Annotated in this window: 19 protein-coding genes, 1 tRNA gene and 1 pseudogene; 13 read left to right on the forward strand and 8 right to left on the reverse strand. The window is 71.4% G+C overall.

Annotated elements, in window-relative coordinates:
- Positions 1-38: 38 nt before the first annotated feature.
- Positions 39-1,121: an NADH:flavin oxidoreductase/NADH oxidase gene (locus XM48_RS05390; RefSeq protein WP_046454778.1), complete on the reverse strand. Its 1,083-nt coding sequence runs from the start codon at positions 1,119-1,121 to the stop codon at positions 39-41.
- Positions 1,122-1,221: 100 nt separating this feature from the next.
- On the opposite strand from XM48_RS05390, the gene XM48_RS05395 reads away from it, so the two are divergent.
- The 5 genes from XM48_RS05395 to XM48_RS05415 all read left to right on the forward strand — a co-directional run bounded on the left by XM48_RS05395 (position 1,222) and on the right by XM48_RS05415 (position 8,102).
- Entirely contained in the window at positions 1,222-2,544 is a 1,323-nt protein-coding gene (locus tag XM48_RS05395) for a DUF2130 domain-containing protein (RefSeq protein WP_046454779.1), read from the forward strand.
- Positions 2,541-5,165, forward strand: a complete 2,625-nt coding sequence (locus XM48_RS05400) for an RNA helicase (RefSeq protein ID WP_046454780.1) — start codon at positions 2,541-2,543, stop codon at positions 5,163-5,165. The genes XM48_RS05395 and XM48_RS05400 overlap by 4 nt, the downstream gene beginning before the upstream one ends.
- A 190-nt stretch (positions 5,166-5,355) precedes the next feature.
- The gene (wecB, locus tag XM48_RS05405; RefSeq protein ID WP_231580810.1) at positions 5,356-6,627 is read left to right on the forward strand and encodes a non-hydrolyzing UDP-N-acetylglucosamine 2-epimerase; all 1,272 of its coding nucleotides are present in this window, start codon (positions 5,356-5,358) and stop codon (positions 6,625-6,627) included.
- A complete protein-coding gene (locus tag XM48_RS05410) occupies positions 6,624-7,634 on the forward strand; it encodes a glycosyltransferase (protein WP_046454781.1) in 1,011 nt (336 codons plus the stop codon). Before wecB ends, XM48_RS05410 begins: the two co-directional genes overlap by 4 nt.
- A 3-nt stretch (positions 7,635-7,637) precedes the next feature.
- Positions 7,638-8,102, forward strand: coding sequence for a hypothetical protein (locus XM48_RS05415; RefSeq protein WP_046454782.1), 465 nt, complete (start codon positions 7,638-7,640; stop codon positions 8,100-8,102).
- Positions 8,103-8,148: 46 nt separating this feature from the next.
- On the opposite strand, the gene XM48_RS05420 is transcribed toward XM48_RS05415, so the two are convergent.
- Positions 8,149-8,514, reverse strand: a complete 366-nt coding sequence (locus XM48_RS05420) for a DoxX family protein (protein ID WP_046454783.1) — start codon at positions 8,512-8,514, stop codon at positions 8,149-8,151.
- Positions 8,515-8,618: 104 nt separating this feature from the next.
- Here XM48_RS05420 and XM48_RS05425 point away from each other — a divergent pair, with 104 nt between their 5' ends.
- Both XM48_RS05425 and XM48_RS05430 read left to right on the forward strand, forming a co-directional pair.
- A complete protein-coding gene (locus tag XM48_RS05425) occupies positions 8,619-9,572 on the forward strand; it encodes a Ppx/GppA phosphatase family protein (protein WP_046454784.1) in 954 nt (317 codons plus the stop codon).
- A gap of 114 nt (positions 9,573-9,686) precedes the next feature.
- The gene (locus XM48_RS05430; RefSeq protein WP_046454785.1) at positions 9,687-10,136 is read left to right on the forward strand and encodes a hypothetical protein; all 450 of its coding nucleotides are present in this window, start codon (positions 9,687-9,689) and stop codon (positions 10,134-10,136) included.
- 114 nt (positions 10,137-10,250) lie between these two features.
- Here XM48_RS05430 and XM48_RS05435 read toward each other — a convergent pair whose 3' ends face one another.
- Positions 10,251-10,634, reverse strand: coding sequence for a VOC family protein (locus XM48_RS05435; protein ID WP_046454786.1), 384 nt, complete (start codon positions 10,632-10,634; stop codon positions 10,251-10,253).
- A 168-nt stretch (positions 10,635-10,802) separates the two neighbouring features.
- Between XM48_RS05435 and XM48_RS05440 the strand changes: the two genes are divergently transcribed.
- A tRNA-Gln gene (locus XM48_RS05440) sits at positions 10,803-10,874 on the forward strand.
- Positions 10,875-10,951: 77 nt separating this feature from the next.
- Here the strand turns inward: XM48_RS05440 and XM48_RS05445 are convergent.
- On the reverse strand, positions 10,952-11,521 hold the full coding sequence (locus XM48_RS05445) for a MarR family winged helix-turn-helix transcriptional regulator (protein WP_046454787.1): 570 nt from the start codon (positions 11,519-11,521) through the stop codon (positions 10,952-10,954).
- A 172-nt stretch (positions 11,522-11,693) separates the two neighbouring features.
- On the opposite strand from XM48_RS05445, the gene XM48_RS05450 reads away from it, so the two are divergent.
- Positions 11,694-12,845 (forward strand): ferrochelatase, encoded by a 1,152-nt coding sequence (locus XM48_RS05450; RefSeq protein ID WP_369699851.1) that lies wholly within the window; start codon positions 11,694-11,696, stop codon positions 12,843-12,845.
- A 42-nt stretch (positions 12,846-12,887) separates the two neighbouring features.
- Here XM48_RS05450 and XM48_RS05455 read toward each other — a convergent pair whose 3' ends face one another.
- Genes XM48_RS05455 through XM48_RS05470 form a run of 4 tightly spaced genes read right to left on the reverse strand, consistent with a single transcriptional unit; the run spans position 12,888 to position 15,833 of the window.
- A complete protein-coding gene (locus XM48_RS05455; RefSeq protein ID WP_046454800.1) occupies positions 12,888-13,784 on the reverse strand; it encodes a dihydrodipicolinate synthase family protein in 897 nt (298 codons plus the stop codon).
- Positions 13,785-13,836: 52 nt separating this feature from the next.
- The gene (locus XM48_RS05460; RefSeq protein ID WP_046454789.1) at positions 13,837-14,709 is read right to left on the reverse strand and encodes a DMT family transporter; all 873 of its coding nucleotides are present in this window, start codon (positions 14,707-14,709) and stop codon (positions 13,837-13,839) included.
- A complete protein-coding gene (locus tag XM48_RS05465) occupies positions 14,706-15,305 on the reverse strand; it encodes a helix-turn-helix domain-containing protein (protein WP_046454790.1) in 600 nt (199 codons plus the stop codon). Before XM48_RS05465 ends, XM48_RS05460 begins: the two co-directional genes overlap by 4 nt.
- Positions 15,306-15,359: 54 nt before the next feature.
- Positions 15,360-15,833 carry a carboxymuconolactone decarboxylase family protein gene (locus tag XM48_RS05470; protein ID WP_046454791.1) on the reverse strand — a complete coding sequence of 158 codons (474 nt, stop codon included), beginning with the start codon at positions 15,831-15,833 and terminating at the stop codon, positions 15,360-15,362.
- A gap of 172 nt (positions 15,834-16,005) precedes the next feature.
- Between XM48_RS05470 and XM48_RS05475 the strand changes: the two genes are divergently transcribed.
- From XM48_RS05475 to XM48_RS05490, 4 genes and pseudogenes are all read left to right on the forward strand, one after another.
- Complete coding sequence (locus tag XM48_RS05475) at positions 16,006-16,932, forward strand: NADP-dependent oxidoreductase (protein WP_046454792.1); 927 nt, start codon at positions 16,006-16,008, stop codon at positions 16,930-16,932.
- Positions 16,929-18,041: an NAD(P)-binding domain-containing protein gene (locus XM48_RS05480; RefSeq protein WP_046454793.1), complete on the forward strand. Its 1,113-nt coding sequence runs from the start codon at positions 16,929-16,931 to the stop codon at positions 18,039-18,041. Before XM48_RS05475 ends, XM48_RS05480 begins: the two co-directional genes overlap by 4 nt.
- Before the next feature lie 53 nt (positions 18,042-18,094).
- Positions 18,095-20,842: an ABC transporter ATP-binding protein/permease gene (locus tag XM48_RS05485; RefSeq protein WP_231580811.1), complete on the forward strand. Its 2,748-nt coding sequence runs from the start codon at positions 18,095-18,097 to the stop codon at positions 20,840-20,842.
- Positions 20,839-21,037 (forward strand): annotated as a pseudogene (locus XM48_RS05490) (iron ABC transporter permease); the annotation flags it as partial. The gene XM48_RS05485 and the pseudogene XM48_RS05490, both read left to right, overlap by 4 nt.

The raw sequence follows: 21,037 nt of genomic DNA on the forward strand, positions 1-21,037 counted from the left end.
TCACTCTAGGGGCGCCCACCGACATCGGGGAGGGACAGTCAGAAGCGGGCCCGCCAGTACTGCCGGGGGACGAGCGCGTCCGCGCCCGGGGCGCGCAGTTCGTGCGCCCAGCGCAGCGGCAGGTGCGGATCCCGCAGCAGTGCGCGTCCGAGCAGCACCACGTCCGCCTGACCGGTCGCGAGGATCCCCTCGGCCTGCGCCGCCTCGGTGATGAGGCCGACCGCTCCCGTCGGGATCCCTCCTTCGCGCACGGCTGCGGCGCAGTGCACCTGGTACGAGGGGCCGACCGGGATCGGTGCGCTCGGCGCGTTGCCGCCCGTGGAGCAGTCGACGAGATCGGCTCCGTCCTCGGCGATCCACACGGCGACCTGCTGCGCCTCGTGCAGCTCGAAGCCGCCGGGGATCCAGTCGGTCGCCGAGATCCGCACCAGGACCGGGAGCTCGGGGTGCTCGGCGCGGACGGCGCCGACCACCTCGCGCAGCAGGCGCGCCCGGTTCTCGAGCGATCCGCCGTACGCGTCGGTGCGGAAGTTCGAGAGCGGCGAGAGGAACTGGTGCAGCAGGTACCCGTGCGCCGCGTGGATCTCGACGGCGTCGAGTCCGGCGCGCACCGCCCGCGAGGCCGCGTCGACGAACGCGCGCACCAGGCCGGGCAGCTCGTCGGAGTCGAGCGCCCGGGGTTCCGCGAGGTCGTCGAAGGCGACGGCGGACGGCGCGACGGTCGGCCAGCCGCCCGCGCTCACCGGAACCGAGCCCTCGGGACCGCCGGGCATCCAGGGGTGGGTCGAGGCCTTGCGCCCCGCGTGGCCGAGCTGCACGGCGAGCTTCGCACCGTACCCGTGCACGATCTCGGCGAGGCGCGCAAACGCGGCCTCTTGCGCGTCGTTCCAGAGTCCGAGGCAGAACGGCGAGATGCGGCCCTCGGGCACCACGCCGGTCGCCTCCATGATTACCATCCCGGCTCCGCCGCGCGCCAGCCCGCCGAGGTGCGCGAGGTGCCAGTCGGTCGGCATGCCGTCCTGCGCATCGGCGGAGTACTGGCACATGGGGGAGACCCAGAGGCGGTTGCGCACCTCGGTGTCGCGCAGGCGGAGGGGACGGAAGAGCAGGGGATCGGCCATGGTCAGCGAGCGTACTCCGGTCCCGAGTGTCCGATGGCGGAGGGATCTGCCAGGCTGGACGCGTCCCGCCCGATGGCACCCGCGAGAAAGGATCGGCGCGATGCACGAGATCAAGTGCCCGCACTGCGGCAAGGCGTTCACGGTCGACGAGGCCGGGTACGCCGAGATCCTCAAGCAGGTGCGCGACGCCGAGTTCGAGCGGCAGCTGCTCGAGCGGCTCGAACTCGCCGAGCAGGACAAGGCGAACGCCCTCGAACTCGCCGGGGAGCGCGCAGCGGGCGACCTGCAGCGGGCCGAAGCGGCGAAGGACGCCGAGATCCAGGCGCTGCGGGCGAAAGTCGACGCCGGTGAGGCCGCGCGGCAGCTCGCGGTGTCCGAGGCGCGCGCTGCGCTCGAAAAGGAACTGACCGAGCTGCGGGCCAGGGTGTCGGGGGCCGAACTCGCGCAGAAGCTCGCGGTGAGCGAGGCCGTCGGCGCGGTCGAGAAGCAGCGCGACGAACTGCGCAACGGACTGGACCGGGCCGCGCTCGAGAAGGAGCTCGCCGAGAAGTCGATGCAGGAACGATTCGCGGTGCAGCTGAAGGACCGCGATGACCAGATCGAGCGGCTGCGCGACCTGAAGGCGCGGCTCTCGACCAAGATGATCGGCGAGACGCTCGAGCTCCACTGCGAGAACACCTTCAACCAGTTCCGGGCGATGGCGTTCCCGAACGCCTACTTCGAGAAGGACAACGACGCCCGCACCGGCAGCAAGGGCGACTACATCTTCCGCGACTTCGACGCGACGGGCATCGAGGTCGTCTCGATCATGTTCGAGATGAAGAACGAGGCCGACGAGACCGCCACGAAGCACAAGAACACCGACTTCCTGAAGGAGCTCGACAAGGATCGCCGCGAGAAGGGCTGCGAGTACGCGGTGCTCGTCTCGCTGCTCGAGCCCGAGAGCGAGCTCTACAACGCCGGTATCGTCGACGTCTCGCATCTCTACCCCAAGATGTACGTGATCCGGCCGCAGTTCTTCCTCCCGCTCATCACGCTGCTGCGCAACGCCGCGCTGAACGCGCTGCAGTACAAGGCCGAACTCGAGCAGGTGCGCGCGCAGAACATCGACATCACCCACTTCGAGGAGCACCTCGAGACCTTCAAGGACGCGTTCGGGCGCAACTACGACCTCGCCTCGCGGCAGTTCCAGGAGGCGATCAAGCGCATCGACACCTCGATCGCCGAGATGCAGAAGGTCAAGGACAACCTGCTGAAGTCCGAGAACAACCTGCGCCTCGCGAACGACAAGGCGCAGGGCGTTACCATCAAGAGGCTCACGCGGGGCAACCCGACCATGCAGGCGAGATTCGCCGAGCTCGAGCAGTCGACGTCCGCGGCGGTGCCGTCCGCACCGGACCAAAAGGAGAATTCCGACACATGAGCCTGCAGCAGGCCCTCGCCGCGGTGCGCGAGAACGGCGGCGACGCCGAGGAGGCGTTCGCGGCGTTCGAAGAGTGGGCGCTCGAGGAGCGCGGCCTCAGCCTCTACCCCGCCCAGGAGGAGGCCGTGCTCGGCATCACCCTCGGCAGCAACGTGATCCTCGCGACCCCCACCGGTACCGGCAAGTCGCTCGTCGCGATCGGCGCGCACTTCATCGCCGTCGCCGAGGGCCGGCGGACCGTCTACACCGCCCCGATCAAGGCGCTCGTGAGCGAGAAGTTCTTCGACCTCGTCGGCATCTTCGGCGCCGAGAACGTCGGAATGGTCACCGGCGACACCGCCATCAACGCCGACGCCCCGATCCTGTGCTGCACGGCCGAGATCCTCGCGAACCTCGCGATCCGCGACCGCGACGTCGACAACCCGGAGGCCGGCGGCATCACCCAGGTGGTGATGGACGAGTTCCACTACTACGCCGACCCCGACCGCGGCTGGGCCTGGCAGGTGCCGCTGCTGCTCATGCACGACGCGCAGTTCCTGCTGATGTCGGCGACGCTCGGCGACGTCACCGCGCTCGCCGCGGACCTGAGCGAGGCGACCGATCGCGATACCGCGCTGGTCACCGGCGTCGAACGCCCCGTTCCGCTGAGCTTCAGCTACGAGGTCGCGCCCGTGCACGAGGTCGTCGAGCAGCTCATCGCCGATCGCGAGACCCCCGCCTACCTCGTGCACTTCAATCAGTCGCACGCGGTCGAGCAGGCGCAGGCGCTCGCCTCGATCAGGATCGTGGATCGCGCGGGGCGCGACGAGATCGCCGCCGCGATCGGCGACTTCCGGTTCTCGACCGGGTTCGGCACGACGCTCTCGCGGCTCGTCCGCTCGGGCATCGGCGTGCACCACGCGGGCATGCTGCCGCGCTACCGGCGCCTCGTCGAACAGCTCGCGCAGCGCGGCCTGCTCCGCATCATCTGCGGAACCGACACGCTCGGAGTCGGCATCAACGTGCCGATCCGCACGGTCGTGCTCACCGCGCTGACCAAGTTCGACGGCGAGAAGATGCGCCGCCTCTCGGCCCGCGAGTTCCACCAGATCGCCGGTCGCGCCGGTCGCGCCGGCTACGACACCGAGGGCGACGTGATCGCGCTCGCGCCCGAGCACGAGATCGAGAACGCCCGCGCGGTCGCGAAGGCCGCGGCGAAGGCGGCCGACGGCAAGGGCGGCAAGAAGGCGAAGCCGGTCAAGAAGAAGGCGCCGCCGCAGGGCTTCGTCGCGTGGAGCGAGCAGACCCTCGACAAGCTCATCGCGTCCGAACCCGAACCGCTCGTCAGCCGCATGCGGGTCACGCACTCGATGGTGCTCGGCGTCATCGGCCGCGGCGAGGAATGGGAGGGCGAGGCCCTCAACACGATGCAGATGCTGATCTTCGACAGCCATGAGCCGCGGGCCGCCCAGTTCGCGCACGCGCGCACCGCGCTCGAGATCTTCCGCACCCTCCGAAACGGCGGCATCGTCGAGGTGCGCGAGCACGTCGACCCGGCCACAGGCGAGACCCGGCGCCTCCTCGGCCTCACCATCGACCTGCAGGCGAACTTCGCCCTGAACCAGCCGCTGTCGCCGTTCGCGCTCGCCGCCATCGAGCTGCTGGATCCCGATTCGGCCACCTATTCGCTCGACGTCATCTCGATCATCGAGGCGACGCTCGAGGATCCGCGGCAGATCCTGCGCGCGCAGGAGCACCGCGCCCGCGGCGAAGCGGTCGCGGCGATGAAGGCCGAGGGCATCGAGTACGACGAGCGGATGGAGCGGCTCGAGCAGATCACGCACCCGCAGCCGCTCAAGGAGCTGCTCGACGAGGCGTACGAGGCCTATACGGCCGAGGTGCCGTGGGCGCGCGACTACCGGCTGAGCCCCAAGACCGTGGTGCGGGACATGATCGAGCGCGGCTTCGGATTCCGCGACCTGGTCTCCTTCTACGGGCTGGGCCGGGCCGAGGGCGGCGTGCTGCGCTATCTCTCCGACGCGTTCCGCGCCATCGAACGGACGGTGCCCGAGCAGTCGAAGACCGAGGAGCTCGACGAACTGATCGACTGGCTCGGCGAGCTCGTCCGCCAGGTGGATTCGAGCCTGATCGACGAGTGGGAGGAGCTCGCGCACCCGGACGCGGCGGCTCACGAGGCCGCGGAGCGCGCCTCCGCGGAGGGCCCCGTCGCGCCTCCTGCCATGCGATCGCTGCTCGGCAACGAGCGGGCCTTCCTGGTCATGATCCGCGGTGCGCTGTTCCGCCGGGTCCAGGCCGCCGCCTTCGAACGCTACGACGAGCTCGCGGAGCTCGACGGGCCCGGCGGCTTCGGCGAGGATCGCTGGCGCGATGCGCTCGACGGGTACTTCACCGAGTACGAGGAGATCGGGGTCGACGCCGACGCGCGCGCCGCGAACCTGCTGCAGATCGACCGCGGATCCGAGGCCGTGGGCGAGGGGGTCTGGCGGTTCCGCCAGGTGCTGCTCGACCCCGCGGGCGACCGCGACTGGGGCATCGAGGGCGTCGTCGACCTCGGCGAATCCGAGTCCGAGGGCGAACCGGTGATCCGTGTGGAGCGCGTCGGACCGCTGTCTGGAGTCTGACCCCGCGCAGCGCGCGCCTCCGCACCGCGAACGGCGCATTGCGCGTCCTGACGCGATCCTATGCACCTGCTGCGAGATTCCCTGCACCCCTTGGCAGCGCAGCACGGACGCGTGAAGATATCTCCAACCGCGGATCCGACCGCCGCGGGCGGATCCGGGGGGACCGATGGTCGAAGAGAGACTGCAGCGCGTGCTCGTCATCGTCGGGACGCGGCCGGAAGCCATCAAGATGATCCCGGTGATCCGGGCGCTCGACGACGGCGGCCGGATCCGCCCGGTCGTCATCTCGACCGGGCAGCACACCGAGATGGTGCGCGAGCTGTTCGAGGCGCAGGGGAAGCGGATCGACGCCGACCTGCGCGTCGCGGATCCCGTGCGCGATCCCGACTCGGGCGAGGACCGGCGGCCCACGCTCAACGAGATGGTCGCCCGGGTGATCACGGGGATCGACCGGATCTGGCGGGTGCAGGCCGTGCCCGAGCGCAACCGCTCCGACGGCCGACGCGGCCCGGACGGGGCGCTCGCCTGCCTCGTGCACGGCGATACGAGCTCAGCGGCAGCGGCGGCGCTCGCCGCGTTCAACCTGCAGCTCCCGGTCGTGCACGTCGAGGCGGGGCTGCGCACCTCGAACCTGCTGTCGCCGTTCCCCGAGGAGGGCAACCGTCAGCTCATCTCGCGCATCGCGGGCCTGCACTTCGCGCCGACCGGGACGAATCGCGAGAACCTGCTGGCCGAGCAGATCGACGACGACCGGATCGTCGTGACGGGCAACACCTCCATCGACATGCTCGAGTGGGCGACGCGGCAGCCGCTCGACTTCGGGCCGGGCCTCGAGGAGCTCACCGCGGATCCCGACGCCCCGTTCGTGCTCGTCACCGCGCACCGCCGCGAGAACTGGGGGAGCGGTCTCGACCGCATCGCCGCGGGCGTGCGCGCGCTCGCCGAGCGGTTCCCCGAGGTCCGCTTCGTGGTGCCCCTGCACCCGAATCCCGTCGCCCGCCGCCCGTTGCAGGCCGCGCTCGCGGAGCTGCCCAACGCGCGGCTCGTCGAGCCGCGCGGCTACGTCGCATTCGCGCACCTCATGGATCGGGCGCTGTTCGCGCTGACGGACTCCGGCGGAGTGCAGGAGGAGGCGCCGGCGCTGGGCACCCCCGTGCTCGTCACGCGGGACACGACGGAGCGGGGCGAGGGCGTCGAGGCGGGGACGCTCGTGCTCGTCGGCACGGATCCCGAGCGGATCCTGGCGGAGGGAAGCGCACTGATCGAGAATCCGGCGATGCGCGCCGAGCGCGGATCCCGGCGGAACCCCTACGGCGACGGCACCGCGTCGGAACGGATCGCGCGGATCCTCGACGCGGTGTTCAGCGATGATCCCGGAGCGATGAGCGCGCGTGAGCGGGACGTGCGCGCGGGCGTGCGCCGCCGCCTCGGACTCCCGGATCCGATCGAGGGCGGCGCGTGAGCGGCGGGGTCGGCCCGGCGCTGCTCCTGCCGGTGGTCGTCGCACCCGCCTCGCTGCAGGACGAGATCGACCGCACGGCCTACGCCATGGCGCACCTGTTCGACGGCTCGCCCCCGTGGTGCCAGCCCGTCTTCGTCGTCGCGCTGGCGCTGATCCTGGTCTCGGTGCTGTCGACGCTGGTCCTCGGCAACCGATCCCGCAGCGAGGGGCGGCGCGAGCGCGACGACGATCGGGACCTGCCGGAGCTCGACGAGTCGGATTTCCTCTGGGTGTTCGTCGTGCCCGCGCTCAACGAGGAGGTGACGATCGCGGACTCCGTGGGACGGTTGGCCGATGTGGAGGTGCGCAATCGGGTGATCCTCGTGATCGACGACGGATCCGACGACCGTACGGGGGAGATCCTCGCGGGACTCGACCTGCCCGAGCTCACCGTGCTGACGCGCGTGCCGCCCGAGGCCCGCGAGGGGAAATCGGAGGCGCTGAACGCGGCCTGGCGGCACCTGCACGAGCGGGTGCTGCGGACCGGCCGGTGGGCGGATTGGCCGGTCGAGCGAGTGATCTTCACGATCGTCGATGCCGACGGGCGCCTGGATCCGCGTGCCGGACGCGTGAGCTGGCACTTCCGCGATCCCGAGGTGGGCGGTGTGCAGTCGCTCGTGCGCATCTACAACCGGACGACCCCGCTCACCTGGGCTCAGGACGTCGAGTTCGGGGTGTTCGGCAACCTGCTGCAGCGCGGGCGGATGGCGTGGGGCACGGCGAACATGGGCGGGAACGGCCAGTTCAACCGGCTCGCGGCGCTCGACAGCGTGGCCGTGCGCGACGACCGCGGACGCCTCGGCCCCTGGCGGGCGGGCCGCCTCACCGAGGATCAGGACATCGGGCTCCGTCTCCTGCACGCCGGTTGGCGCGGAGAGCAGGCCCGCAGCATCACCGTCTCGCAGCAGGGGCTCAACTCGCTGCGCATGCTCTACCGGCAGCGCACACGGTGGGCGCAGGGCGGTTAGCAGGTGATCGACCTCGCCGGGGCGGTGCTGCGCGACAGATCGCACGGGATCATGGCCAAGCTGAGCCAGCTCTGGTACCTCGCGACGCCGATCGTGCAGGCGTGGGTGGGGCTCTCGGTGGTGCTCAGCATCGTGTTCCTCATCACCGGGCAGGTGCGACCGCACTGGACCATCATCATGGCCGTGCTGTTCTACCTGTTCACGGCGGTGCCCGGCATCATCGGCGTGCTGCACGCGCGCCACGGGCGCCGAGTGCGAGACATCCTCGTCGACCTGCTGATCGCGCACGGCTACCTGATCTACTCCTGGATCATCTACCCGGTGGTCTACCGAGCGCTGTTCCGGCAGCTGTTCGGGGTCCGGTCCTGGGTGAAGACCAAGCGCGAGGCGCTGAGCGACGCGGACGACTCCGCTCCGCCCGGGGAGATGGGCGAGATCGGCGGCCCCTCGGGCGCACCCGCGCGGTAGCGCGCGAGGATCGCCCGAGGGCGTCCGGGTCGGCCGGGTCGCCCGATCAGAGCCCGATGAAGCGGAACACGGCGACGAACAGCGAGGCCGCGAGCAGCACGATGTTCATGCCGATCGCCTTGGCGTCGTCGTGGCGCACGTGCCAGACGATGGCGAGCACCATCACGATCGCGAGTCCGGTCGCGGCGAGGGGCGTGAGCACGGGCAGGATCCCGGTGAGCTGCGGCAGGATCAGGCCGATGCCGCCGAGCGCCTCGGCGAGCCCGACGAGCTTCACACCCGTGGGGGAGTAGTCGTTCACCCAGGCCATCTTCTCGGCCAGCTTCTCCTTCGGCGTCGACATCTTCGCGATGCCGGCCATGAGGAAGAGCGCGGCGAGCAGGCCGGAGACGATCCAGAGGGCGATCTGCATGGGAGTCCTTTCGAGAACCGTGCGATGCGCGCGCATCGGCACCGCGGGTGCAACCCGGAACCGCCCCGCGCTATTCCGGACGGCGGCGGCACTATGCTTTCGACATGCGCCTCGGAGTGATCGACGTCGGATCAAACACCGTCCACCTGCTGGTGGTGGACGCGCACCCGGGCGCGAGCCCCGTGCCGTATCACTCGCAGCGCTCGGTGCTGCGCCTCATGCGCTACCTCGATTCCGACGGCGCCATCGTCGAAGAGGGCGTCGTCCGCATCGTCGACGCGATCCGCGAGGCGCGCGACACGGTCGCCGAGATCGGCGTCGACGATCTGATCGCCACCGCCACCTCGGCGATCCGCGAGGCGGCGAACGGCGAGGAGGTGCTCGCCCGGATCGAGCGCGAGACGGGGATCCGGCTGCGGGTGCTGACCGGCGAGGACGAGGCCCGGATCACGATGCTCGCCGTGCGGCGATGGTTGGGCTGGTCGGCGGGCGAGATCCTGCTGTTCGACATCGGCGGCGGCTCGTTCGAGATCGCGCAGGGCGCCGACGAGTACCCCGACGTGCAGGTGTCGCTGCCGCTCGGCGCCGGGCGATCCACGATCAATTTTCTGGCCGAGGATCCGCCGCCGCGGGAGGCCGTCTCGCTGCTGCGCGCCCACGCCCGGGCCGAGTTCACCCGGGTGCGGGAGGAACTCTTCTCGGAGCGGCCGCGCCCCAAGCGCGTCGTCGGCACCTCGAAGACGATCCGTTCGCTCGCGCGCCTGATCGGTGGCCCGTCCGACCCGATCACGGGCGACCTGGCGCCCCTGCACTACGTCGGTCTGCGCGAGTGGGAGCCGTCGCTGCGCGAGATGCCGGGCTCGGTGCGCGAGTATCTGCCCGGGATCACGCCCGAGCGCGGCTACCAGATCATGGCGGGGGCGGTCGTGCTGCGCACGGCCATGAAGGTCTTCGAGGTCGACACCCTCACGATCTCGCCGTGGGCGCTGCGCGAGGGGATCGTGCTGCGGTACATCGATTCGCTCGATAGCCCCGGAGCCGATCCCGTCGAGAGCTGAGGCGGGGCTGAGGCGGAGCTGAAACGGAGGGGTATCGCCCTCCACAAGCGCGATCCATCCACAGATTCCCGGATCGTGCCCCGCACCCGCCGACCGGGCGGCAGAGTCGAAGGCATGAGAACTTCAGACTCCCGGCTCGACCCGGAACGCGTCCTCGCCACCGACCACGCCCTTCAGGAGGTCCTGGGCCTCCTGCTCCGCGAAGCCAACCAGCGGCAGTTCTGGCTGATCTTCCTCGACGGCACGCGGCGCATCGTCGGTCCGCTCATGCCGATGGACGACTACCCGATCAGCCCCGACGACCCCTCCGAGATCGAAGGACGCGCCGACGACCCGATCATCGATGTGCTGTGGGATCGCATCGGCGAGATCGCCAAGATGGTCGGTGCGGAATCGCTCGTGCTGGTGTGGGAACGCCGCGGGCCGGCGAAGTTCTCGAACGCCGACCTCAGCTGGGCGCGCGCCTTCTCGGCGGCGACCGCCGACGGCGGGCCGACGATCCGCGCGCAGTTCGTGCTGCACAGCGAGGGGATCCGTCAGATCGCCGTCGACGACCTGATCTGAGGCGCTGCGGCGGCACCCCGATGCGGGAGGGGGGCGCTGCTCATGCTGAGCGGCGGCCCCTTCCTCGCCCGCACCGACACCTGTCGGTGACTCGTGTCAGTCGGCGGTCTTGCGCTAGTCGGCGATCTCCCGAACGGCGAAGTAGTGGCCCTCGGGGTCCGCGAAGTTGAACGTGGTCTGCCCGCCGTGCTCGGCGATCGGGCCGACGGTGGCGCCCTGCGCTTCGAGCGCATCGCGCATGGCGCGCACGTCGCGGCTCGCGAACAGGATCGACGGGGTCGCGAGGTCGAGCTCGGGCGACATCTGGGCGACCACGGCGCGGTCGAACAGGGTGAGCGCCGCCTCCGAGTCGGGGGTGTGCGCGATCTCGACCGAGAGCGTCTTGCCGTCCAGCTCCTGCGACGAGAGTTCGGTGAAGCCGACGGTGCCGACCCAGAAGTCGGCGACGGCGCGGGGGTCGGTGACGTAGATCATGACGTTGCCGAAGCGATCGATCACGAGTGGCTCCTCTGGTCGTGCGAGCGGGGGAGCGGGCGCTCCGAGCTCGTGCCGCTCCAGTATCCCGCGTCGAGGCGCGCCCGGGCGACCACGTTTTGAACTTTGCCGAGGTTCGATGTAGAGTTGTCTCTCGGTGCCGCAGTCCTCCGGGCTTCGGAATCTCGCCATTGGGATATGGTGTAATTGGCAACACTACGGTTTCTGGTACCGTCATTCTAGGTTCGAGTCCTGGTATCCCAGCAAAGCAAAACCCCCGCTCCGGCGGGGGTTTTCTCGTTCTCGACGAATGACGCCTCCGACTCGACCGGCTTCGTGGGTCACGGGCGCTCGGGTGGCGCGGGGTGCTCCTCGAACAGCGCCGATTGCGGATCATCCGCCTCGGTGAGGCGCGAGAGGAACGCGATGACCGTCGCGCGCTCATTCGGGCTCATCGCGGCCGCGACCGCGAGCCTGCGCGTGTGCTGTCGCCCGATCGTGTCTCGCGCGATGCGGCGCGTCCGATCCGTGACTCGGATGCTCACCGTGCGGCGGTCGCTCGGGTGGGCGGCGCGCGTCAGATGGCCGGCGTCGACGAGGCGATCGACGAGCTTGGTCGTCGATGCGCTCGAGATACCGGTCTCTCGCGCGATGTCCTTCGGGGTGACGACCTCATTGCGCTGCTGTGCGCGCATGATCATCCGGATCGCTCGCATGTCGGTCTCGTTGAGCCGCATGTACTTGGCGGACGACTCGGCGAGCTCGCGCGAGGCGCGCTGCCAGCGCTCGAGCTGGGCCATGACCTCGAAGGCCTGTTCCGCCTCGACCTCCGGCAGATCCCCGAAATCCACCAGCTCGGGGGCGATCGAGGCGCGCCGGTCCTGCGGCGAATGGGGGTCTCGCGGGGTCATGCGTCCATTCTACGTTTCTCGTGCTAGGTTAATCTCTCGCCAAGCTAAAGAAATGCTGTGCGACCGAATCGAACTCGGACGCGCACCGAGAGCATCAGGAGCCGACGTGAACGAAACGATCCAGGATTCAGCACGACGCGAGGTCAAGCCGAGCCGGGCCACCGCAGCGGTACTGGCTCCCGGCGCGGTGGTGGCCTCGGCGACTCCCGCGGCGCAGTCCGGCCCCGAGCACGTGATCGAGCCCGTCGCCTACGATGCGATCCTGCTCTCGGGATTCGGCGGGCCGGAGGGGCAGGACGATGTGATGCCGTTCCTGCGCAACGTCACCCGCGGACGCGGGATCCCCGACGAGCGACTCGAGGAGGTCGCGCACCACTACCGTCACTTCGGCGGTGTGAGCCCGATCAACGAGCAGAACCGTGAGCTGCGCTCGGCGCTCCGGGACGCGCTCCGGGACGCCGGGATCGAGCTGCCGGTCTACTGGGGCAATCGCAACTGGGCGCCCTACCTCGACGACGTGCTCGCCCGGGCGGCCGCCGACGGCGTACGACGCATGATCGCGATCCCGACGAGCGCTTACTCCTCCTACTCCTCCTGCCGGCAGTACCGCGAGGACTGGGCCGATGCGCTCGAGTCCGCCGGGGTCCAGAGCGAACTGCAGATCGACAAGGTGCGCCAGTTCTTCTCGCACCCGGGTTTCGTCCAGCCCTTCATCGAGGGGGTCTGGAGTGCGCTCGCCGAAGCCGAGCGCGCGGGCCACTCGCGCGATCGGATCGAGATCCTGTTCACCACCCACAGCATTCCGACGGCCGACGCCGAACTCTCCGGCGCCGGGCTGTTCTCGGACGTCGGCGGCGGGTATGCGGCTCAGCACCTCGCGGTCGCGGAGCAGGTGATCCGTGAGGCGGCCCCCGGCGTCTCCTGGCAGCTCGTCTACCAGTCCCGCTCGGGTGCTCCGTCGACCCCGTGGCTCGAACCCGACATCAACGACGCGATCGCCGAGCTGCGCGACCGGAGCGCAGTGATCATCGTCCCCATCGGCTTCGTGAGCGACCACCTCGAGGTGCTCTGGGATCTGGACCGGGAAGCGCTCGAGAGCGCCGAGGAAGCCGGGCTCTGGGCGCGACGCATCGCGACTCCCGGGATCCATCCCGCGTTCGTCGACGCGCTCGTGGATCTCGTCCGCGAACGCGTGATCGGCCGGCCGGTCGGCAAGCGCGCGAACACCACCGCGATCGGCCCGTGGTTCGACGTCTGCCGGCCCGGATGCTGCGCGAAGGCAGGAGTGGAACCCGGCCCCGCGATCGCGGGCATCGCTCCCTGAGCATCCGCGCCGTGCGGCCGGGGCGGGGTGGACCGCCCCGGCCTACGCCGTCAGCCCGAGCCCGCGCACGACCTCGGCGACCCGAGTCCGCTGCGGCGCGGTGAGGCCCTGCAGCGGCAGCGGCAGCGAGCGTTCGCCGACGAGGCCGAGCATTTCTGCGATGGCCGAGACCACGCGGATGCTGCCGCCGAACTCGGTGAACAGGTTCCAGAGCGGGACGAGGCGCTCGGAGGCCGCGACCGCGTCGACGGAGCGCCCCTCCTGTGCGGCTCGCGTGATCTGGAGCGCCGGCGCGGGCAGGGTGCCCGCGATCACCGAGTTCCAGGCGTCGCAGCCGGCGTTCAGGCCGTTCGCCGCGGACGCATCGCCCGAGACGCCGATGGCGACGCCCGCGGGGATCGCGCCCCGCACCGCGTCGACCCGCTCCTGCGCCGCGGCCGGATCGGCCGGAACGCTCGGGATCTTGACCGCTGCGACCCCCGGAAGCGCCGAGATGCGGGCGATGAGCTCGATCGAGAACGAGAAGTGCGTGGTGCCCGGGTTGTCGTAGAGGATCACCGGCAGCCCGGTGTGCTCCGTCGCCGTGCGGAACAGCTCGAACACGTCGTCGTCCGTGAGGCGCTGGTAGCTCATCGCCGCGAGCAGCAGGCCGGACGCCCCGGCGGCCTCGGCGTCGTCGATGTGGTGCAGCACCCGCGAGGTGCGCAGATCGCCGACCCCGACGAACACGGGCGTGCCCGCCGCGTGCTCGACGGCGAGCCGAGCGACGCGGGCGCGTTCGGCGCGATCCAGATACGGGTACGAGCCGGTGGAACCGAGCGCGGTGATCGAATCGACGCCGGCGTCGCGCAGGCGCCCGACCAGCCCGACGAATGCGCGCTCGTCGAGCGCGTCGTCGCGCAGGGGCGTGAGGGGGAAGGCGCTGAGGCCGCTGAACATGCTCATCACTGCTCCAATGCTCGAGGGAAGATGCGGGCGGAGGGGGCGAGGATCAGGCCGTGCCCGCCGCGGGCGGTCTCGCGCCGCCGCGCTGCGCAGCCGCGCCGGCGAGGACCACGAGGGCGATGCCGAGGATCTGCATCGGGCTCGGCGTCTGACTGAGCACCACGATCCCGGTCAGCACGCCGAAAGCGGGCTCGATCGAGAGCAGCGTGCCGAAGGCGTTGTGCGTCATCCGCCGCAACGCCAGCATCTCGAGCCCGAACGAGATCACCGGGGTGATGAGCGCGATCCCGGCCGCGGCCGCGAGCACCCACCAGCTGAACTCGCCGCCGACCACCTGGGGGATGCCGAACGGCGCGGTCGCGACCGCGGCGATCGGGATCGTGAGCGCGAGGCCGCTGATGCCCGAGAAGCGGTCGCCGACGTGCTGCGTCAATACGTTGTAGAGCGCCCAGCAGAGCGCTGCGGTGAGGGCGAACGCGACGCCGATGAGGTCGATCCGGCCGTGCCACGGCTCGGTGAGCAGCACGACGCCGACGAGCGCGAGCCCGGGCCAGACCAGCGCACGGCGGTGCTTTCCGGTCAGCGCGGCCACGGTCAGCGGGCCGAGGAACTCGATCGCGACCGCGGTGCCGAGGGGGATCCGGTCGACCGCCGCGAGGAAGGACGCGGTCATGAATCCGGTGACGACGCCGAGGGCGATGAGCTTCGGGATGTCCGCCCGCCGGACCGCGCGCAGCGACGGGCGCGCGATGCAGACGAGGAATACCGCGCCGAAGCACATGCGCAGCCAGGCGGTGCCCGCGGGGCCGACCACGTCGATGATCCCGACCGAGAGCGCGTTCGAGACCTGGATCATGAGCATGGCGGTGACCGCCATCGACCAGGCGGGAACGCGCGCGGGGGAGAGCCGCCGGGTCATGCGGTGCCCGCCGCTCGCTGCATGCCCACGCCGGGCTCGAAGACGGACAGCGAGAAGCGCGCGGGCGCGTCGCCGGGGTTCGCGTAGCGGTGCGGCGCGTCGCCGAAGAAGCTGAGCGCGTCGCCCGGGCCCAGCCGGGACTCGCGGCCGTCGATCTCGACGAGCAGCTCGCCGACGTGCAGCTGCAGCAGCTCGCGGGTGCCCGCGGAGTGGGCATCGCCCGCGTGGCTCTCTCCGGGCATCAGGGTCCAGTCCCACAGCTCGACGACGTGGGGCGGCTCGGTGCCGGCGACCAGCACGCCCGTGCCGCCGTTCGGCCCGGTCCAGAGCACGGCGCCCTCGCCGCTGAGGGTGATCCGCTCGGCGCGCGGAGCGGGCGGTTCGACGAGCGCGGGCAGGCCGACGCCGAGGGCGTCGCTCAGGCGCAGCAGCGTGCCGACGCTGGGGTTGACGGATCCCTGCTCGACGTTGACGACCATGCGGCGGCTGACGCCCGCGGCCTCGGCCAGGCGTTCGAGGGTCCAGCCGCGAGTCTTGCGCTCCTGCCGCACGCGCACGCCGATGGCGCGCGCGAGGGACTCTGCTCCCGTATCCATGAGTGCAGCATAGTGCGCGCAGCGTGCACTGCGTTCGAGTCTTCGGGGTCCGGTCTAGCGGAGGAGCTTGCCCGCGTCGTCGCGCGGGCGCACCGGGTGCTCGCTCAGGATCGAGATCCGGTTGAACGCGTTGATCGCCGAGGCGACCCACTCGGCCGCGACGAAGGTCTCGTCGCCGAGCACGTTGCGGGCGCCGGCCAGGTCCGCCTGCGCGTCCTCGCTCAGCGGGAGCCGCGTGGCGGCTTCGGCGACGGCGAGCAGCGCGGCCTCCCGCTCGCCGAAGATCGGGGTCTCGCGCCAGGCGGGCAGGAGATCGAGCTTCTGCTGGGGCACGCCCGCCTCGCGCGCACCGCGGGAGTGCAGATCCAGGCAGAACGCGCAGCCGTTCAGCTGGGAGGCGCGTACTTTGATGAGCTCGGCCTCCGCGGGGGTGAGCCCGAGCCGCGTCGCGGCGTCCGCGATCGAGGCGGAGAAGGTCGAAGCGGCCTGCCACGCCTCGGGGGCGATCTTGTCGAGATAGGGGCGCACGTGGACTCCTTTCCGGTCGGTGCCGGTGCTGGGGGCAACCGGCCGATGGGCACCAGTATTCCTGCGAAGCCCCCGGAATGGCAGGGGATCGGGGGGTGTTGACACGGGGGAAGCGCTGTCGCTTCGGATCCGGGGCGCCCGGATCGATCCGCGAACCATGAGGAGAGCCGCCATGCGAGCCGTCGTCTACGACCGATACAGTCCTGAGCTCGAAGGGCTCGCGGTTCGAGAGGTGGCGGAACCGAAGCTCTTCGCCGGTTCGGTGCTGATCGAGGTGCGCGCGGCCTCCGTGAACCCCGTCGACTGGAAGATCATGGCGGGGTACCTGGACGGCATGATCGATGCGCGGTTCCCGGTGATCCCGGGGTGGGACGTCGCCGGGGTCGTCGTCGCCGTCGGAGCCGATACGCCGGAGTTCCGCGTCGGCGACGAGGTGCTGGCGTACGCGCGCAAGGAGACCGTGTCGGCCGGGACCTTCGCGGAGCGGGTGGCCGTGCCCGCCGAGGCCGTCGCCCTCAAGCCCGCCGAACTGTCGTGGGAGCAGGCCGCGGGTCTGCCGCTCGCCGGCGGAACGGCGCTGCGCGCCGTCGACGCCCTCGGCGAGCTGGACGGGCGCGTGCTGCTCGTGCACGCGGCCGCGGGCGGCGTCGGCAGTCTCGCCGTGCAGATCGCGGTGGCCCGCGGTGCGCGGGTGATCGGCACCGCGTCGGAGCGCAACCACGAGTTCCTCCGGAGCCTCGGTGCCGAGCCCGTCGCGCACGGCGCGGGGCTCGCGGAGCGGGTGCTCGCGCTGGCGGGCGGGCCGGTCGATGCCGTCGCGGACTTCGTCGGCGGACAGCTCGAGACCACGCTCGCCGTGCTCCGCCCCGATGGTCCGCACGTCTCCGTCGCCGACGACTCGGTCGTGGAGCACGGTGGACGCATCATCTGGGTGCGCGTCGACGGCGCGGAGACGGCCCGCCTCGCCGAGCTCGCCCGCAGCGGCGCCCTTCGGGTCGAGATCGCCGAGACCTTCGGGCTCGACGGGGTCGGGGACGCCTTCCGCGCCAGTCGCACCGGACGCACGCGCGGAAAGCTCGTGATCCTGCCGCAGCGATGAGCCGGGATCGCCGCGCGACCGTCGTCGTGATCGGTGCCGGGCAGGCGGGGCTCTCGGCGGGCTACCACCTGCAGCGCCACGGCTTCGCGAGCGCGCTGCTGGATCCCGAGGCCGCGCGGAGCTTCGTGATCCTCGACGGGGAGGCTCGGCCGGGCGGCGCCTGGCAGCACCGGTGGGCGTCCCTCACGATGGCGACGGTGAACCGCATCTTCGACCTGCCCGGGTTCCGGCAGACCGCGGTCGACCCGGCCACCTCGAGCCGCGAGGCGGTGCCCGGGTACTTCGCCGCGTTCGAGGCGAAGATGCGGCTGCCGATCCTGCGGCCGGTCTCGGTGGCCGCGGTGCGGCGCGCCGACACGGACCCCGACGGCGAACTGCTGATCGAGAGCAGTGCCGGGCTCTGGCGAGCGCGGGCGGTGATCAACGCGACCGGAACCTGGCGGAACCCCGTGCTGCCGGAGGTGCCCGGCGCCAACCGGTTCCTCGGGCGGCAGCTGCACACCCGCGACTACGTCTCGCTCGACGAGTTCGCCGGACGCAGCGTCGCGGTGGTCGGCGGCGGGATCTCGGCCGTGCAGCAGCTCGAGGAGATCTCGCGGGTGGCGCGCGTCGCCTGGTACACGCGCCGCGAGCCCGTGTTCCTCGACGGCGATTTCAGTCCGGAGGTCGAGGGGCGCGAGACGATCGAGCGGGTCACCGCGGACGTCGAGGCGGGCAACCCGTCGCGCAGCGTCGTCTCGTACACGGGCCTGGCCTGGACCCCGTACGCGCGGGCTGCGCGGGATCGCGGCGTGCTCGTGCGCCGGCCGATGTTCACGGCCATCGAGCCGCACGGTGTGCGCGAGGCCGACGGCTCGTTCACCTCGGTCGACACGATCCTGTGGGCGACCGGGTTCCGTCCCTCGATCGCGCATCTGGACCCGCTCGGACTGCGCAACGAGCGGGGCGGGATCGAGGTGCGCGGAACCCGTGTCGTCGCGGAGCCGAGAGTGCACCTGATCGGGTACGGGCCGTCGCAGTCCACGGTCGGCGCGAACCGCGCCGGGCGGGACGCCGTGGCGGAGATCGATGCGGTGCTGCGGTCGGAGAACCGCATTCCTCAGATGTAAGTTAGGCTTGGCTAAGTTGCGGGGTTCGGCGTGGGCCCCGAGAAGGGTGCGCGATGGCCAAGCGCGGGTTCTCCGGAGTGATGATGCGCGGGTACGGAGCCCGCGACCACGAGGCGATCGTCACCGAGGTCCAACCGCTCGTGCCCCACTTCGTGCGGGTGCGCATGAGCGCCCCGACGCTGCTGCAGGACGTGGTGGTCTCGCCGACGGCCTGGCTGCGCTTCTGGTTCCCCGACCCCGAGCGGCCCGAGTTCGAGCAGCAGCGCGCCTACACGCTCTCCGAGGTCGACGAGGCCGCCGGAACCTTCGCGGTCGACATGGTGCTGCACGAGCCCGCCGGGCCGGCGAGCACCTGGGCCGCCGCCGCGGCCCCGGGAACCCGGGTGTCGGTCACGACCCTCGGATCCTCGCGCTTCGACCTGCCGGACGAACTGCCCGCCGGCTACCTGCTCATCGGCGACAGCGCGTCGATCCCCGCGATCAACGCGATCCTCGGGACCGTGCCCGACGAGGTGCCGATCGAGATCTACCTCGAGGAGCACACCCCCGACGACCGGAGGATCCCGCTGCACGAGCACCCGCGCGCTCGCGTGCACTGGGTCCCGCGTCAGGGCGAGACCTCGCTCGCCGCCGCGATCGAGTCGCGCGACTGGTCGGACTGGTACGCGTGGGCCGCGCCCGAGTCGGGATCGCTCAAGCACCTCCGCGGTCGCCTGCGCGACGAGTTCGGATTCCCGAAGAGCGAGACGCACGCGCAGGCCTACTGGTACTTCGGTCGCGCGTTCGGCGCGAACCGATCCAAGGCCGCGCCCGAAACGGAGCCCGCGACGGAAGCGTCGGCCGCCGATGCGGTCGGGAGGACCGAAGCGGTGGCCGCGGCGATCGCGGCGGATCCCGCACCGGATCCGGCGCGGGATCCCGCACCGGCCGCGGCCGGCGAGGCGGCTGCTTCCGAGGCGGCCGAGGCACCTGCGGCAGCCGCGGCACCCGCGGCCCCGCGCGGATCCTGGCGGGCGAACGCGGGATCGCGGCTGCTCGCCCCGCTGCGTCCGAAGCTCGTCGCCGCCGGTGTCGCCCAGGGGATCGTCACCCTCCTGCAGCTCGCTCCGTTCGTGCTGATCGTCGAGCTCGCCCGACTGCTGCTCGGCGGCGCCGAGGCGTCGCGGCTCTGGGCCCTCGGAGGGTGGGCCATCGGCCTGATGGCCGCGGGCGTCGTGCTCTCGACCGCACTGCTCGTCTGGACCCACGCGGTCGACGCCCGCTTCGAGCGCGAGCTGCGGCAGCGTCTGCTGCGCAAGCTCGCCCGCGTGCCGCTCGGCTGGTTCGACGCACGCGGGTCCGGCCGGGTCAAGCAGCTCGTTCAGGACGACACGCTCGCGCTGCACTACCTCGTGACCCACGCCGTGCCCGACGCGGTCGCCGCCGTGGTCGCGCCCGTCGCGGTCCTCGTCTACCTGTTCGCGGTCGACTGGCGGATCGCGCTCCTGCTCCTCCTGCCGGTGCTCGTCTACGTGATCGCCATGGCGGTCATGGTCGTGCAATCGGCGCCGCGCACGGCCGAGGCGCTGCGCTGGTCGGAACGCATGAACAGCGAGGCGGGCTCCTACCTGGAGGGCCAGCCGGTGATCCGCGTGTTCGGGGGAGCGGCGGCCACCGGCTTCCGCGCCCGGCTGGGCGAGTACATCGGGTTCCTCGACCGCTGGCAGCGGCCCCTCAGCGGGCAGAAGGCGTTCATCGACCTCGTCACCCGTCCGGCCACGTTCCTGCTGCTCATCTGTGCGCTCGGCACCGTGCTGATCACCGGCGGGAGCATGCAGCCGATCGCGCTGCTGCCGTTCCTGCTGCTCGGCACGACGTTCGGCTCCCGGCTGCTCGGGATCGGCTACGGGCTCGGCGGCCTGCGGGCCGGCCTGCTCGCCGCGCGACGGATCCAGGTCGCCCTCGACGAGCCCGAGCTCGAGACCGAGGAAGCAGGCGAGCCCGCCGAGGGCGCGCCTCGGGTACCGCGCGGCCGCGTCGAGTTCGACCGCGTCGGCTTCGCCTACCGGCCGGGCGTTCCCGTGCTGGAGGACGTCTCCCTGTCGCTGGAGCCCGGCACCGTGACCGCGCTCGTCGGCCCGTCCGGATCCGGCAAGTCGACCCTCGCCGCCCTGCTCGCGCGCTTCCACGACCCGGAGTCCGGCCGCATCCGCGTCGGCGGCGACGACCTCCGCGCGCTCGACCCCGACGAGCTCTACGCCCGCGTCGGCTTCGTGTTCCAGCAGACCCAGCTCGTGAACGGCACAGTGCGCGACAACCTCGCCCTCGCGAAGCCCGACGCGAGCGATGCCGAGGTCGAGGCCGCGGCGCGGGCCGCGCAGATCCACGATCGGATCCTGCGCCTGCCCGAGGGGTACGGCACCGTGCTCGGCCCCGACGCCGCGCTGTCGGGCGGCGAGCGGCAGCGCCTCACGATCGCCCGCGCGATCCTGGCGGACACTCCCGTGCTGATCCTCGACGAGGCGACCGCGTTCGCCGACCCCGAATCCGAATACCTCGTGCAGCGGGCGCTGAGCCGGCTGGCCGAGGGCCGCACCGTGCTCGTGATCGCCCACCGGCTGCACACCGTCGCCTCGGCCGACCGCATCGTCGTGCTCGACCACGGCCGCATCGCCGAATCCGGCACGCACGACGAACTCCTCGCTCGGGACGGCCGCTATCGGAGTCTCTGGGACGCCGCGTCCGGGGTCTCGTCCGGGGTCTCGTCCACCACCGAACCCACCCCCGAACCCGTCGCCGCCGGAACGGAGCAGACCCGATGATCCGCACCCTGCTCTGCCTGCTCCCCGCGAACCGCCGCCGCGCGGTCATCGCCCACCTCGGGCTCACCGTGCTCGGCATCCTGCTGCGCGCCGTCGGCGCCGTGCTGCTCGTGCCCCTGGTCTCGGCGCTCTTCGGGCCGAGCCCCGCGGACGCCTGGCCGTGGCTCGCAGCGCTCGCCGCCGCGACCGTGCTCG

It is taken from the genome of Leucobacter sp. Ag1 (genome assembly GCF_000980875.1).
GTDB classification, from domain to species: domain Bacteria; phylum Actinomycetota; class Actinomycetes; order Actinomycetales; family Microbacteriaceae; genus Leucobacter; species Leucobacter iarius.

Coding starts and splice junctions, on each gene's coding strand:
- XM48_RS05455 (WP_046454800.1), bottom strand. CDS start 13,784: ATGTTCAGCGGCCTCAGCGCCTTCCCCCTCACGCCCCTGCGCGACGAC.
- XM48_RS05390 (WP_046454778.1), bottom strand. CDS start 1,121: ATGGCCGATCCCCTGCTCTTCCGTCCCCTCCGCCTGCGCGACACCGAG.
- XM48_RS05475 (WP_046454792.1), top strand. CDS start 16,006: ATGCGAGCCGTCGTCTACGACCGATACAGTCCTGAGCTCGAAGGGCTC.
- XM48_RS05395 (WP_046454779.1), top strand. CDS start 1,222: ATGCACGAGATCAAGTGCCCGCACTGCGGCAAGGCGTTCACGGTCGAC.
- XM48_RS05485 (WP_231580811.1), top strand. CDS start 18,095: ATGGCCAAGCGCGGGTTCTCCGGAGTGATGATGCGCGGGTACGGAGCC.
- XM48_RS05430 (WP_046454785.1), top strand. CDS start 9,687: ATGAGAACTTCAGACTCCCGGCTCGACCCGGAACGCGTCCTCGCCACC.
- XM48_RS05480 (WP_046454793.1), top strand. CDS start 16,929: ATGAGCCGGGATCGCCGCGCGACCGTCGTCGTGATCGGTGCCGGGCAG.
- XM48_RS05445 (WP_046454787.1), bottom strand. CDS start 11,521: ATGACCCCGCGAGACCCCCATTCGCCGCAGGACCGGCGCGCCTCGATC.
- XM48_RS05425 (WP_046454784.1), top strand. CDS start 8,619: ATGCGCCTCGGAGTGATCGACGTCGGATCAAACACCGTCCACCTGCTG.
- XM48_RS05420 (WP_046454783.1), bottom strand. CDS start 8,514: ATGCAGATCGCCCTCTGGATCGTCTCCGGCCTGCTCGCCGCGCTCTTC.
- XM48_RS05460 (WP_046454789.1), bottom strand. CDS start 14,709: ATGACCCGGCGGCTCTCCCCCGCGCGCGTTCCCGCCTGGTCGATGGCG.
- XM48_RS05400 (WP_046454780.1), top strand. CDS start 2,541: ATGAGCCTGCAGCAGGCCCTCGCCGCGGTGCGCGAGAACGGCGGCGAC.
- XM48_RS05465 (WP_046454790.1), bottom strand. CDS start 15,305: ATGGATACGGGAGCAGAGTCCCTCGCGCGCGCCATCGGCGTGCGCGTG.